General features: G+C 44.7%; 11 protein-coding genes. 4 read left to right on the forward strand and 7 right to left on the reverse strand.

Annotation, left to right across the window (positions count from 1 at the left end):
• Nucleotides 1-77: 77 nt before the first annotated feature.
• The 3 genes from glgA to topA all read right to left on the reverse strand — a co-directional run bounded on the left by glgA (nucleotide 78) and on the right by topA (nucleotide 5,913).
• On the reverse strand, nucleotides 78-1,535 hold the full coding sequence (gene glgA / locus ACLIIY_RS09820; protein WP_434527533.1) for a glycogen synthase GlgA: 1,458 nt from the start codon (nucleotides 1,533-1,535) through the stop codon (nucleotides 78-80).
• A complete protein-coding gene (gene glgC, locus ACLIIY_RS09825; protein WP_005441655.1) occupies nucleotides 1,525-2,742 on the reverse strand; it encodes a glucose-1-phosphate adenylyltransferase in 1,218 nt (405 codons plus the stop codon). Before glgC ends, glgA begins: the two co-directional genes overlap by 11 nt.
• Nucleotides 2,743-3,276: 534 nt before the next feature.
• Nucleotides 3,277-5,913, reverse strand: coding sequence for a type I DNA topoisomerase (gene topA, locus ACLIIY_RS09830; protein ID WP_009707099.1), 2,637 nt, complete (start codon nucleotides 5,911-5,913; stop codon nucleotides 3,277-3,279).
• Between the two features lie 495 nt (nucleotides 5,914-6,408).
• Between topA and ACLIIY_RS09835 the strand changes: the two genes are divergently transcribed.
• Complete coding sequence (locus tag ACLIIY_RS09835) at nucleotides 6,409-6,657, forward strand: YciN family protein (RefSeq protein ID WP_005441647.1); 249 nt, start codon at nucleotides 6,409-6,411, stop codon at nucleotides 6,655-6,657.
• A 65-nt stretch (nucleotides 6,658-6,722) separates the two neighbouring features.
• Here the strand turns inward: ACLIIY_RS09835 and aroA are convergent, their stop codons facing one another.
• Nucleotides 6,723-8,003 carry a 3-phosphoshikimate 1-carboxyvinyltransferase gene (gene aroA, locus ACLIIY_RS09840; protein WP_005441645.1) on the reverse strand — a complete coding sequence of 427 codons (1,281 nt, stop codon included), beginning with the start codon at nucleotides 8,001-8,003 and terminating at the stop codon, nucleotides 6,723-6,725.
• A 160-nt stretch (nucleotides 8,004-8,163) separates the two neighbouring features.
• A complete protein-coding gene (locus tag ACLIIY_RS09845) occupies nucleotides 8,164-8,640 on the reverse strand; it encodes a glycine zipper 2TM domain-containing protein (protein WP_020195009.1) in 477 nt (158 codons plus the stop codon).
• A 41-nt stretch (nucleotides 8,641-8,681) separates the two neighbouring features.
• Here ACLIIY_RS09845 and aat point away from each other — a divergent pair, with 41 nt between their 5' ends.
• From aat to infA, 3 genes are all read left to right on the forward strand, one after another.
• A complete protein-coding gene (gene aat / locus ACLIIY_RS09850; protein WP_434527534.1) occupies nucleotides 8,682-9,392 on the forward strand; it encodes a leucyl/phenylalanyl-tRNA--protein transferase in 711 nt (236 codons plus the stop codon).
• Nucleotides 9,389-10,090 (forward strand): arginyltransferase, encoded by a 702-nt coding sequence (locus tag ACLIIY_RS09855; RefSeq protein WP_041054871.1) that lies wholly within the window; start codon nucleotides 9,389-9,391, stop codon nucleotides 10,088-10,090. The genes aat and ACLIIY_RS09855 overlap by 4 nt, the downstream gene beginning before the upstream one ends.
• Nucleotides 10,091-10,170: 80 nt before the next feature.
• Nucleotides 10,171-10,389, forward strand: coding sequence for a translation initiation factor IF-1 (infA, locus tag ACLIIY_RS09860; protein WP_001040192.1), 219 nt, complete (start codon nucleotides 10,171-10,173; stop codon nucleotides 10,387-10,389).
• Between the two features lie 185 nt (nucleotides 10,390-10,574).
• Here infA and clpA read toward each other — a convergent pair whose 3' ends face one another.
• Both clpA and clpS read right to left on the reverse strand, forming a co-directional pair.
• Entirely contained in the window at nucleotides 10,575-12,845 is a 2,271-nt protein-coding gene (gene clpA, locus ACLIIY_RS09865; RefSeq protein ID WP_434527535.1) for an ATP-dependent Clp protease ATP-binding subunit ClpA, read from the reverse strand.
• A gap of 48 nt (nucleotides 12,846-12,893) precedes the next feature.
• Nucleotides 12,894-13,214 carry an ATP-dependent Clp protease adapter ClpS gene (clpS, locus tag ACLIIY_RS09870; protein WP_005427554.1) on the reverse strand — a complete coding sequence of 107 codons (321 nt, stop codon included), beginning with the start codon at nucleotides 13,212-13,214 and terminating at the stop codon, nucleotides 12,894-12,896.
• Between the last annotated feature and the right edge of the window lie 191 nt (nucleotides 13,215-13,405).

The raw sequence follows: 13,405 nt of genomic DNA on the forward strand, positions 1-13,405 counted from the left end.
CTACCACACTCCATAAGGGTAAGATAATAAAGGCACCTCATTCGGTGCCTTTCGTTACACTTTTTAAAGATTTTGCGTCAATTTAACGCAGCTCTATACAGTTGCAAATACTCTTCTGCCGCTTTTCGCCAACAAAAGTCTTTTTGCATAGCATGAAGTTGTACACGTCTCACTTCTGTCACATTTTGTGCGTAAAGAAGAAGTGCTCTCAACATTGTCAGTAATAGACCTTGCGGCGTTGGTTCATAGAAAACGAATCCCGTAGCATCGGCTGGATTCACATCGTAGTCATTCACGCTGTCTTTCAAGCCACCGACTCCACGAACGATTGGCAAAGTACCATAGGCCATGCTGTAGATTTGGTTCAAACCACACGGCTCGAATTCAGAAGGCATTAGGAAGAAATCCGATCCCGCCTCCACCAAGTGTGCTAATTCGTTATCGTACGCTTCAACGAAGATAAACTTGTCCGCAAATTGTGCCGCTACATCTCGTAACTGCGCCGCGAGAATAGGATCTCCAGTGCCAACCACAACGAGCTGAACATCGTGTTTTAGAAAGTCTGCCAACGCAGGCAATAGATAGTGCACGCCTTTTTGCTGTGTTAGGCGACACACCATGCCAAACATGGCGCAATCTGATGCTTCAAGTCCCAGCTTTTCTTGCATTGCTTTTTTACATGCGTTCTTACCACGAACCATACTTTGACGATTGGCTTTATAGTTAAGCGGCAAGTTTGAATCGGTTTCTGGATTCCACGCACTGTAATCACATCCATTAAGGATGCCTACCAAATCATTAGCACGTTGCTGAAACTCCCACGCCATACCGTGGCTTCCAAGCTCGGTTTTCAGTTCTTCGGCATATGTAGGGCTAACAGCATTGATTTTATCTGCGTTCATTACCCCTGCTTTCAGCATAGTAATGTGCGTTGCACTTACTGCAGCGTCTGGCACATTTCGGCTATGGAATTCTGGCAGACATTGAACATCGTCATAGCTAAACACACCTTTGAACACCGCATTATGGATTGAAATAACACTGCGAGTGTTAGCAAAGAAAGCATCGTGACCGTAACGATGTTTTAGCAGGAAGGGAACCAAGCTTGTGTGCCAGTCATTGGCATGAACAATATCGGGCTGGAAGCCAAGCTTTGGTAGCATGTCTAAACAAGCCGCACTAAAAAACGCGAAACGCTCGCCGTTATCCGTGTAGGCTTGGTTGTTTTCCGCGTACATAGACGGACGATTGAAATAAGGAGGGCAATCAATCAAATAAACCGGATTATCCCCAAGCGTTAACTTAAGGACACGGTAAGCAGTATGAGGCCAACTTGTTAGCTCTGTTTCCAGAACCGTTTCCGCTTCTGACAACTGTTCAATACCAGTGTAGGCAGGAATAGAAATTCGTACATCTTGCTGAAGGTTTTGAAGGGCTTCCGGCAGTGCCTTGGCTACATCAGCCAAGCCACCACTTTTGATCAGTCCTTCGACTTCAGACGCTACAAACAGAACAGACAAATTGTTAGTAGCCAACACGTGCTCCTTTTGGAATTACGACAATGCCATCATCTGACACATGGTAGTGTTTCTTATCTTCTTGTAGATTTACACCAATTTGCGTACCCGGCGCAATATCTGCGTCTTTATCTACAATCACGCGACGAAGCACACAACCTTCCCCGACTTTCACATCACCGAGCAAAATACACTGGCTGATGTCACACGCTGAAGCAATATTACTGCGGAAACCAAGTACCGACTTTTCAATACGAGAACCACGTACGTAGCTGCCGTTACACACTAAGCTGTCGATGATCTGAACTCGACCATTTACAGAGTCAGTAAAGGTTGCAGGTGGCAATGGTGGGTAGTAAGTATGCAGTGGCCATTTACGGTTGTAGAGAGAGAATGGTGCGTCTTTCTCAAGCAGATCCATATGTGCTTGCCAGTACGCATCGATTGTACCTACATCGCGCCAGTAAACTTCTTCTTTCTCACCTGTAATGCGGTTCATGCTGAAGTCATAGACAAACACATCGCCACGAGGGAACATCTTAGGAATGATGTCTTTACCAAAATCGTGGGTAGAGGCTTCATTATCAGCGTCTTCAATCAATTCTGAGAACAGCGTTTGAGCTTCAAAGATGTAGTTGCCCATAGAGACAAGCGCATGCTCTGGGTCACCAGGAATTGATTTTGGGTTTGCAGGCTTTTCTTCAAAGCCAATCATTCGACCTTCACTGTCCACTTCGATAACACCAAATTGAGAGGCTTCCGATAGCGGCATGCGCAGTGCCGAAACAGTCAAAGATGCTTCTTTTTCTTGGTGGAAAGCAAGCATCTGTTTAATGTCCATTTTGTAGATATGGTCTGAACCAAAGATACATACTTGATCCGGCTCCGCCAACTCCATAAAACGTAAATTTTGGTAGATAGCATCGGCAGTACCTTCATACCAACGCTTGCCAGTACGCATTTGCGCAGGAATTGGGTCGATAAAACGGTCTGTAATGCCATTGATGTTCCAACCCTTTTTCAAGTGATGGAATAGAGATTGAGATTTGAATTGAGTAAGGACGTAAATACGCATTAAATCCGCATTTACAAAGTTATTCAGAGCGAAATCAATAAGTCGGTAACTTCCGCCGAAAGGGACCGAAGGTTTACTGCGGGATTCCGTTAAAGGTCTCAAGCGAGAGCCTTCACCGCCAGCAAGAATCATTCCCAAAACACCAGCCATTCGTTGTTCTCCATATATAGTTATAGCTTGGAACTGGTATTCACTTGAAATGAGCAGAACTCGGGGAGTCAAGCGAATACATTATTGCATCCGCACTGATAAGTTTCTTTGAACCCTCACAGCGCGAACTAAAAAAGCTATTGCACATCCTCGTACGCACACACCTTCGTTGTTTTTTATTTTTGGTGCTAAATAACCGCATACAGTTGCATTATTTGTGTAATAAGTTATCGAACTGGAACTAAATTACAATTTAAAATATGCCATTCCGTGTTGTATACAGATGTTGCTTACTCAATACGGTATCTTGGTCACACTATGAGACGCAAACGATTACATTGTGAAAACAATTTACAAACCGATTAACTACACAAGCGCAGTTTTGCGACAGGATACGATGAAACTATGACCGTTCTATGAAAACAGAATGGAGAAAATTTGAATGGTAAACAATAGACGAAGTGAATAATTTATAGAATAACAAGCAAAAAATAAGGCAGCGTATTCGCTGCCTTATTCGTTCTAATTTATCACTTAAGCTTTCGCTTTCGGTTTCTTGCGCTTGTCTGTGATTTCCCACTTACCGTCAATGAATAGCGCAGTCCAACCACTTGGTTTGCCATCATCTTCAGTACGCACGTAGTTCTCTTTGCTCTTACGGCTAAAACGAACCACTGCTGGGCGACCATCTGGATCCGCCGCTGGTGCTGTCGTTAGGTATTTGAACTTCTCTGGAAGACGCTCTTCAAATCGAGCCAGTTCAGAAACCAACGGCGCACGCGTCTCACGTGATTTAGGGAAGTTGCTTGCCGCCATGAATAGGCCAGAAGCACCGTCACGAAGAACAAAGTAAGCGTCTGAGTTTTCACATGGTAGTTCAGGGAAATGAACTGGGTCTTCCTTCGGTGGCGCAACTTCGCCATTCTTCAGAATCTTACGAGTGTTCTTACACGTTTCACTCGTACAATCCATGTATTTACCGAAACGACCGTTCTTAAGAACCATGTCAGAGCCACACTTGTCACACTCAACAACTGGGCCATCGTAGCCTTTCACTTTGAACTCGCCATACTCAACGATGTAGCCTTCACAGTTCGGGTTGTTACCACAAACGTGCATCTTGCGTTTATCGTCAATCAGGTACGCATCCATCGCTGTTTCACAGATAGGACAACGCTTCTTAGCACGCAGTGCCGCGGTTTCCACATCTTCTTCTAGAACGTTGATGATGCCTTCTTCGTCACCTAGGTTGATGGTTGTCTTACAACGCTCTTTAGGTGGCAGTGCGTAACCAGAACAGCCAAGGAACACACCAGTAGACGCAGTACGAATACCCATTGGACGACCACAAGTTGGACACTCAATATCTGTCATCACAATGTGATTCAGTTTCATGCCGCCTTCGTTTTCGTCTTGTTCCGCTTTCTCAAGATCACCCGTAAAGTCTGTGAAGAAGTTGTCTAGGACATCTTTCCACATCACGTCACCTTCAGCGATTTGGTCAAGCTTCTGCTCCATACGAGCCGTGAAGTCGTAGTTCATCAGATCGTTAAAGCTGTCATCTAGACGGTCAGTAACAATCTCACCCATCTTCTCTGCGTAGAAACGACGCTGATCTACTTTCACGTAGCCACGATCTTGGATCGTAGAGATGATCGATGCGTATGTAGAAGGACGGCCAATGCCACGCTTCTCAAGTTCTTTAACCAATGCCGCCTCTGTAAAGCGCGCAGGTGGCTTAGTAAAGTGCTGCTTAGGCTCAAGCGATTCTAGGTCTAGCTTATCGCCCAACTGAACTGCAGGAAGAATCGTGTCTTCGTTTTTACCCATTGGGCGTTGCACACGAGTCCAACCATCAAACTTAAGGATACGACCTTTCGCTTTCAGCGTGTATTCCGCAGCTTTAACGCTGATAGTGGTTGAATCGTATTCTGCTGGTGTCATTTGACACGCAACGAATTGATTCCAAATCAATGAGTAGAGCTTGTGAGCGTCAGCATCAACACCTTGTAGGTCTTCTGCTTTCACTGCTACATCGGAAGGACGAATCGCTTCGTGCGCTTCTTGTGCACCTTCTTTGCTACCGTATCTCAACGGGTTAGCAGGAAGGTATTTATCGCCATACTCTGAACCGATGAAGCCACGAACTGCATCTACCGCTTCTGCACTCAAATTGGTTGAGTCAGTACGCATATACGTGATGTAACCCGCTTCATACAGACGCTGAGCCAGCATCATGGTCTTCTTAACACCGTAGCCTAGACGAGTACTCGCCGCTTGCTGAAGTGTTGAGGTAATGTATGGAGCAGACGGCTTACTCTTCGTTGGGCGGTCTTCGCGCTTACAAACTTCGTAGCTTGCTTTTTCCAATACCGAAAGCGCTGCTTTGGTCTCTGTCTCGTTGACAGGCTTAAACGCAACGCCATCTTTTTGCGCAACAAGCAGTTTGAATGCTGTCTTATCTTTGGTATGTGTATTTGCGTTGATGTCCCAGAATTCTTCTGGAATGAAAGCGTTGATTTCACGCTCACGCTCAACCAATAGTTTTACCGCTACTGACTGTACACGACCCGCAGACAAGCCACGTGCAACTTTCTTCCATAGCAATGGAGAAACCATGAAACCTACTACGCGGTCCATGAATCGACGTGCTTGCTGTGCGTTAACACCATCCATATTCAGCTCACCAGGTGTCTGGAAAGCTTGTTGGATTGCATTCTTAGTAATCTCATTAAAAACTACACGTTTGTATCGCTCTTCATCGCCACCGATGATCTCACGAAGGTGCCATGCGATAGCTTCTCCCTCGCGGTCCAAATCGGTTGCGAGATAAACGAAATCAGCGTCTTTGGCTAATTTTTGCAGTTCACTAACAACTTTTTCTTTGCCTGGAAGGATTTGGTAATTCGCATCCCAGTCATGATATGGGTTAATCCCCATTTTTTTGATTAGAGCTTTACGGTCTTTTTCTTTTTTGACACGCGCTTTCTCTTCCGGGCTCATTCCTTTAGTAGAAATGGCAGCGGCTTTTTTCTCACCAGTGCTTTGACCGGCCGTAGGCAGATCACGCACGTGACCAACACTAGACTTAACAATAAAGTCTTTACCAAGGTATTTATTTATCGTCTTAGCCTTGGCTGGTGACTCCACTATAACGAGCGATTTACCCATAACTGACTCTAACGTCCTTCATAATAATGCGGGCAACTGCCCCCTAAGGAAGCTACCCGCATAATGTTCTATTTCATTGCTTCTTTTTTTACTATTGTGCGAGATGAAAAGAAGATCAACTGCTTTTTTGAAATTCAGATCCGATTGGTTGACAATTCATCGCCTTTCTAATTTGACGAGGCAGGGTTCTGCAAAAGGTCTTGAGCGGCATATACTAAGCAGGCAAAGATTCCTCCCGCTAGTCGAATTCAATAAATTTTGTCTCTCATCACAAAATATTTTTTCTTTCACGATCAGAGCCTAACCTTAGATTACGACGCTGAAATAGCGACGATTTGCATATAAGAATCACTTACCATGTTGCTTCTATATAAAGAAGTAAAACCTCTTGGAACAATACTGGTAAAACACGTAATCAGAGATTTAGGTATGCAAACCCATGATGTTTGTGGGTATACTGCTGCCACTTAAGATTTATTGAATGACGAGAACGTTATGTCTGATAGAAAACACATTGAAGAGTTCGACCTTCTTTTGATCGCTAACCAAATCATCCAAGAACACGATGACTACATTGAAGGTATGCGTGCAACGAGCGTAGTAGAAAAAGACGATGTATTGGTATTTAAAGGCGAGTACTTCTTAGATGAAAAAGGTCTGCCGACCACCAATACTACAGCTGTATTCAATATGTTTAAGTACCTTGCGCACCACCTGTCAAAAGAGTTCACGCTGAACAAATAAGCGCTTCAAAATTCAATAAAAAAGCCAGAGTCTTAACTCTGGCTTTTTCGCTTCAATAAACTGAATTAGCAGCTCAATGCTTTCAGTTTATCGAAGTAGTCTGGAAATGTCTTGGACGTACACTTAGGATCGTTAATCGTCACAGGTGTATCGCTTAGCGCCACCAGAGAGAAACACATCGCCATACGGTGATCATCATAAGTATCAATCGCAGCGTGCGTAAGCTGTGGTACAGGCTTAACGATGATGTAATCCTCACCCTCTTCCACTTCTGCGCCGACTTTACGAAGCTCAGTCGCCATTGCAGATAGACGGTCAGTCTCTTTCACGCGCCAGTTGTACACATTACGAATCGCTGTTGTGCCTTCTGCAAACAGGGCTGTCGTTGCGATGGTCATTGCCGCATCTGGTATATGGTTGTAATCCATGTCGATACCTTTCAGCTGACCAACACGTGAAATCACGTAATCATCGCCCCATTCGATTTCTGCACCCATTTTCTCGAGTGCATCAGCGAATTGGATATCACCCTGAATACTATTTTTACCAATACCTGTGACTTTCACTTCACCACCTTTGATGGCCGCCGCCGCCAAGAAGTAAGAAGCTGAAGACGCATCACCTTCGACCAAAAAATCACCCGGAGCGATGTAATGCTGGCCAGCAGGAATAACAAACTCTTGATAGTCGTTATTGACCACTTCTACACCAAACTGCTTCATGATATGCAGAGTGATATCGATGTAAGGCTTTGAAACCAATTCGCCTTCAATATTGATGCGAATTTCGCCCTCAGCCAAAGGCGCTGACATTAAAAATGCCGTTAAGAATTGGCTAGAAATCGAACCATCAATCGATACAGAACCAGATTTAAGACCAGTACCAACGATTTTCAGTGGTGGGTAGTTTTCGTTTTCTAGGTAAGTAACGTCTGCACCAGCCGCTTGAAGGGCTGTCACTAGGTGACCGATCGGACGCTCTTTCATACGAGGTTCGCCAGTCAACACGTATTCACCTTCACCTAAGCACAGTGCAGCAGCGAGTGGACGCATTGCGGTGCCGGCATTACCTAAAAATAGCTCTACAGGCTCAGAGACAGAAAATGGACGACCGAGACCTTCAACGACACACTCGGTTTTATCTTCCGACAATTGATATTGAACGCCAAGCTTTGTCAGTGCATTCAACATATGACGAATGTCATCGCTGTCGAGAAGGTTTGTCAAACGAGTAGTGCCTTTTGCTAAAGCAGCAAGCAATAGAGCTCGGTTGGAAACGCTTTTTGATCCAGGAAGGTTCACTTCCCCGTGAATTTTATTGATGGGTTGTAACGTTAGGCTTTCCATTAAAAGTTGATAATCCTTTGTGCTCTCACTTCACGTTTTTTGAGAGCTAAACAATTCTTCGTGGATTCAGACTAACGAAAAAACCATCACAAAACCAGAGTAAATCCATGCTAATTTTTGAATAATTAGTCAGCTTAGATTTTACTGTGCAAACGTTGGCTTAGTAAGCGATATCCACTCGAACGCCGTCATCAAAATAGAGGATGCGAACATCGTCTCCACGCTTAAACAGCATGCTATTGTCAACATCTTGAATTACGTTAATAAGTTTGTTGCCATCGACTTTGACCAAGAGTTCGACAAGCTTGTATTCCACCGTGTATTCGTAGTTGCTACGGTTTCTCACTACGGCTGCGCCAGCTAGCGCCCCAACCGCGGTCGCAACTTCTTTACCTGTACCACCACCAAATTGGTTACCCACTAAACCGCCGATCGTCGCACCCAATAGTGTTTCCCAGCCATTACTTTGTGATTGTTTCACCTCTTGTTGCGTAATGTATCGCACAGAATCGACTTTGCCATACACCACTTGATTTACAGGTTTTGCTACATTTCTTTCATAGGCTGCATTGGCGAAAAATGGCAAAAACAGTATGATCCATGCCCATCGTTTTATATTAAGTCTTACTCCGCTCATAATAAGCTCCTATAGGCTCTGATGTTGGTAAAGTTTTCTTTATGACAATCTATTTAACTGAACTTGATGACTCGCATTCGTTTCCATCGCCGTACGAAGCTCTGAGCGACCCAAACGGTTTGCTGGCCTTTGGTGGGGATCTCAACCCTGAACGCATTCTTAAGGGCTATCACCAAGGTATTTTTCCGTGGTATGGCCCTGGTGAGCCCATTCTTTGGTGGAGTCCTTCTCCAAGAGCCGTTTTTGACCCTTTATCATTTAAGCCTTCAAAAAGCCTAAAAAAGTTTCAGCGTAAACAACAGTATAAAGTAACGCTAAACAATGCAACCGAACGCGTAATTCAATTATGTTCTTCGACTCGTCCTGCTGAAGAAACTTGGCTCAATGAGGATATGCAAACATCCTATATTGAACTCGCCAAACGCGGTCATTGCCACTCAGTAGAAGTATGGCACGAGGATCAACTCGTTGGCGGTTTATACGGCATCAGTGTTGGCCAACTTTTTTGTGGTGAGTCGATGTTTAGCCTTAAAGACAACGCATCTAAGATTGCATTGTGGTATCTCTGCGACCATTTGGCGTCAAACCACGGTCAATTAATCGATTGTCAGGTAATGAACCCACACTTAGCTTCACTTGGTGCATTTGAACTTGAACGTGACGACTTCGTACAAAAACTACTATCTTTAAGAGGTAAGAACACCGATTTGGGCACGTTTGAACCACAGATTTTGCAGGACGCGGTATCATGAGCACAGATCTCCAACACATCCGTATCGGCTTGACCAATAACCATCCATGCAGTTATTTGCCTGAACGTGAAGAGCGAGTGGCTGTGGCTCTCGATGCCAACTTGCACACAGAACAAAACTATCAAGTATTGATGGCGAATGGTTTTCGTCGCAGTGGCGACACCATCTATAAACCTCATTGTGAACAGTGCAATGCATGTCAGCCAATCCGCATTGCGGTGCCAGACTTTCGTCCATCCAAGAGTCAAAAGCGTCTGTTGAATAAAGCCAATTCTCTGAGTTGGACGCTCAAGCCTGAGCTAGACCAAGATTGGTTCCAGCTTTACAGCAGGTACATAACTGCGCGGCACAAAAATGGCACCATGTACCCTCCTCGTGAGGATGAGTTCGCTCGATTTGCTCAAACAACATGGTTAACAACCGGATTTCTGCATGTCTATGATGAAAATGATCGACTTCTCGCAGTTGCGGTTACGGATATCATGGATAACAGCGCGAGTGCTTTTTATACCTTCTTTGATCCCGATTATCCTTTATCTCTTGGGACTTTAGGGGTTCTTTTCCAACTTGAATATTGCCAACAGAACAGCAAACATTGGCTATATTTAGGCTATCAGATCGATGAATGTCCAGCGATGAACTACAAAACTCGCTTTCAACGACACCAAAGGCTAGTAAATCAGCGTTGGCAAGGGTAGAATACGCCCCAACTTTACATAATTACTGTTTAGCGGCAAAATAAGCGCGCTAATACCGCCTAATTTCTAAAGAGGATTAAATGGCTAAAGAAGACGTAATTGAGATGCAAGGCACTGTGCTTGACACTCTACCAAACACTATGTTCCGCGTTGAACTTGAAAACGGTCACGTTGTGACTGCACACATCTCTGGCAAGATGCGTAAGAACTACATCCGTATTCTTACTGGTGATAAAGTAACTGTAGAGATGACTCCATACGACCTATCTAAAGGCCGCATCGTCTTCCGTGCTCGTTAATCTCTGATTTTCGAATACAATAAAAAACGAAGCTTATGGCTTCGTTTTTTATTGCCTGTCTTTTGCTCTCAATACTAAGCTTGCTTTTGGGCGTTTCAATACAATCAACTGACTTGTCCCATTCTTGCAAACACAAAAAAGCGCACGCCTAGGCGCACGCTTTTAAAGTAGATTTCAACAAAGAATTAGTGAAGTGCTGCTTCTTTCTCGCTTAGGTATTCGAACTTAAGTTCGTCTTTCACTAGCGTCACTTTCACAGTACCACCATCTACCAAAGAGCCGAATAGAAGTTCATTCGCCAAAGGTTTCTTAAGCTGCTCTTGAATCACTCGTCCCATAGGACGTGCACCCATCGCTTTGTCGTAGCCTTTGTGAGCTAACCAATGACGCGCATCTTGTGATACTTCCATTGATACGCCACGAGCGTCCAGTTGAACTTGTAGTTCCACGATGAACTTATCAACCACTTGGTGGATCACCGCTTCATCTAGGCTGTTGAACCAAATGATATTGTCTAGACGGTTACGGAACTCTGGTGTAAACACTTTCTTGATTTCCGCCATCGCATCATGACTATTATCTTGTTGGATAAGACCGATCGATTTCTTCTCAGTCTCAGCAACACCTGCGTTGGTTGTCATCACAAGGATCACGTTACGGAAGTCAGCTTTACGCCCGTTGTTGTCCGTCAGCGTACCGTTATCCATCACTTGTAGTAGCAAGTTAAAGATATCTGGGTGTGCTTTCTCAATTTCATCAAGCAGAACCACTGAATGCGGGTGTTTCAGCACGGCGTCGGTTAGTAAACCACCTTGATCGTAACCAACATAACCTGGTGGTGCACCAATCAAACGGCTTACCGAATGACGCTCACCGTACTCAGACATATCGAAACGAAGAAGTTCAATGCCAAGTAGTTTCGAAAGCTGAACAGTCACCTCTGTTTTACCTACCCCTGTAGGGCCAGCAAACAGGAATGAACCAACAGGCTTGTTATCTACACCCAAACCTGCACGAGACAGTTTGATTGCCTCTGACAGCGCGTCAATCGCATTGTCTTGACCGAAGACCAGCATCTTCATCTTGTCATCAAGGTTCTTCAGAATGTCTTTGTCTGAAGACGACACTGATTTCTCTGGAATACGTGCCATCTTAGCGACCATCGCTTCGATGTCTGCAACACCGACGGTTTTCTTACGGCGACTTGCTGGTGCTAAGCGGCTACGCGCACCCGCTTCATCAATAACGTCGATTGCTTTATCTGGCAAGTGACGCTCATTGATGTATTTCGCCGATAGCTCTACTGCCGCACGCAACGCTTTATTGGTGTAACGCACTTCGTGATGAGCTTCGTACTTAGGTTTCAGACCAATCAAAATCTTAGTCGTATCGTCGAGAGACGGCTCTACTACATCGATCTTTTGGAAACGGCGAGATAGTGCACGCTCTTTCTCAAAGATGTTGCTGTACTCTTGGTACGTTGTCGAACCAATACAGCGCAACTTACCGCTACTTAGTAGAGGCTTGATCAGGTTTGCCGCATCGACTTGACCACCAGAAGCCGCACCCGCACCGATGATAGTGTGGATCTCATCGATAAATAGGATTGCGTCTTCTTCTTTCTCAAGCTGCTTCAGAACCGATTTGAAACGCTTCTCGAAGTCACCACGGTATTTGGTACCTGCGAGTAGTGAGCCAATATCCAGTGAGTAAATCACGCTGTTTTGAATCACTTCTGGTACTTGACCTTCAACGATTCTCCACGCTAGACCCTCAGCGATGGCGGTTTTACCAACGCCCGCTTCACCCACAAGTAATGGGTTGTTTTTACGGCGACGGCAAAGTACTTGGATTGTACGCTCTAGTTCTTTGTCTCGGCCGATAAGTGGGTCGATGTTACCCGCTTTCGCAACTTGGTTTAGATTGGTTGCAAAGCTTTCCAAACGTTCTTCTGGATTGGTTTCTTCTGGCGCTTCTGAGCCGAAAGAGTCTGATGAAGAAGCGTCTTCATTCGAGCCAGAGGCTTTAGTAATGCCGTGAGAGATAAAGTTAACGATGTCCAAACGAGAGATATCGTTCTTCTTGAGTAGGTAAGCAGCGTGAGATTCTTGTTCGCTGAAAATCGCAACAAGGACATTTGCCCCAGTCACTTCACTGCGACCAGACGACTGAACATGGAAGACGGCGCGTTGTAATACACGCTGGAAACTCAATGTCGGCTGGGTTTCGCGCGTCTCATCGCTTTCAGGAATGAGCGGCGTTGTTTGGTCGATAAATATATCGAGTTCGTTACGCAAAGCATCAAGGTCCGCTTTGCAGGCTAGAAGGGCTTCCTTAGCTGCATCATTTTCCAACAATGCAAGTAGGAGGTGTTCGACAGTCATGAACTCGTGGCGTTTGTCACGTGCACGAGCGAATGCACCGTTAAGGCTTGACTCTAGTTCTTTATTTAGCATAAGTACCTCCCGAAAGAACAACTTTGGTTGCTCGAGCAAGTCTTCTTATTACGCTTGCTCCATAGTACATAGTAGCGGATGCTCATTTTCCCTTGAGTACATCGTCACTTGCGCTACTTTTGTTTCAGCAATTTCTGCACTGTAAGTGCCACAAATTGCCTTTCCTTCATAGTGGATCTTGAGCATGATTTGCGTTGCTTTATCAATATCATGTGAAAAAAATCGCTCAAGCACCTCTATGACGAAATCCATAGGTGTATAGTCATCATTGTTGAGTACAACGTTGTATAGCTTTGGTGGCTGAACTTTTGTACTTTCGCGCTCCAGAAGATCAGAGTCTGGAGTCACCCATTCAAAATTTTTACTCATGGCAATTCAAAGATATCGTATCAAAGGGTTGATGTTTTCGACCTATAAAAACAATCTACCATAAGCATGCCATGCGGTGTAGTGAGATGTGGCACCTAATTCGAATTTGATAGATAAATTTTGCTTCCTTACATAGAGACTAATGCACCTCTGTCAGGCGCGCAAATAAAAGATTTTTATCACTTAGAACC

The organism is Vibrio sp. K4, from assembly GCF_051122595.1.
GTDB classification, from domain to species: Bacteria; Pseudomonadota; Gammaproteobacteria; order Enterobacterales; family Vibrionaceae; genus Vibrio; species Vibrio owensii.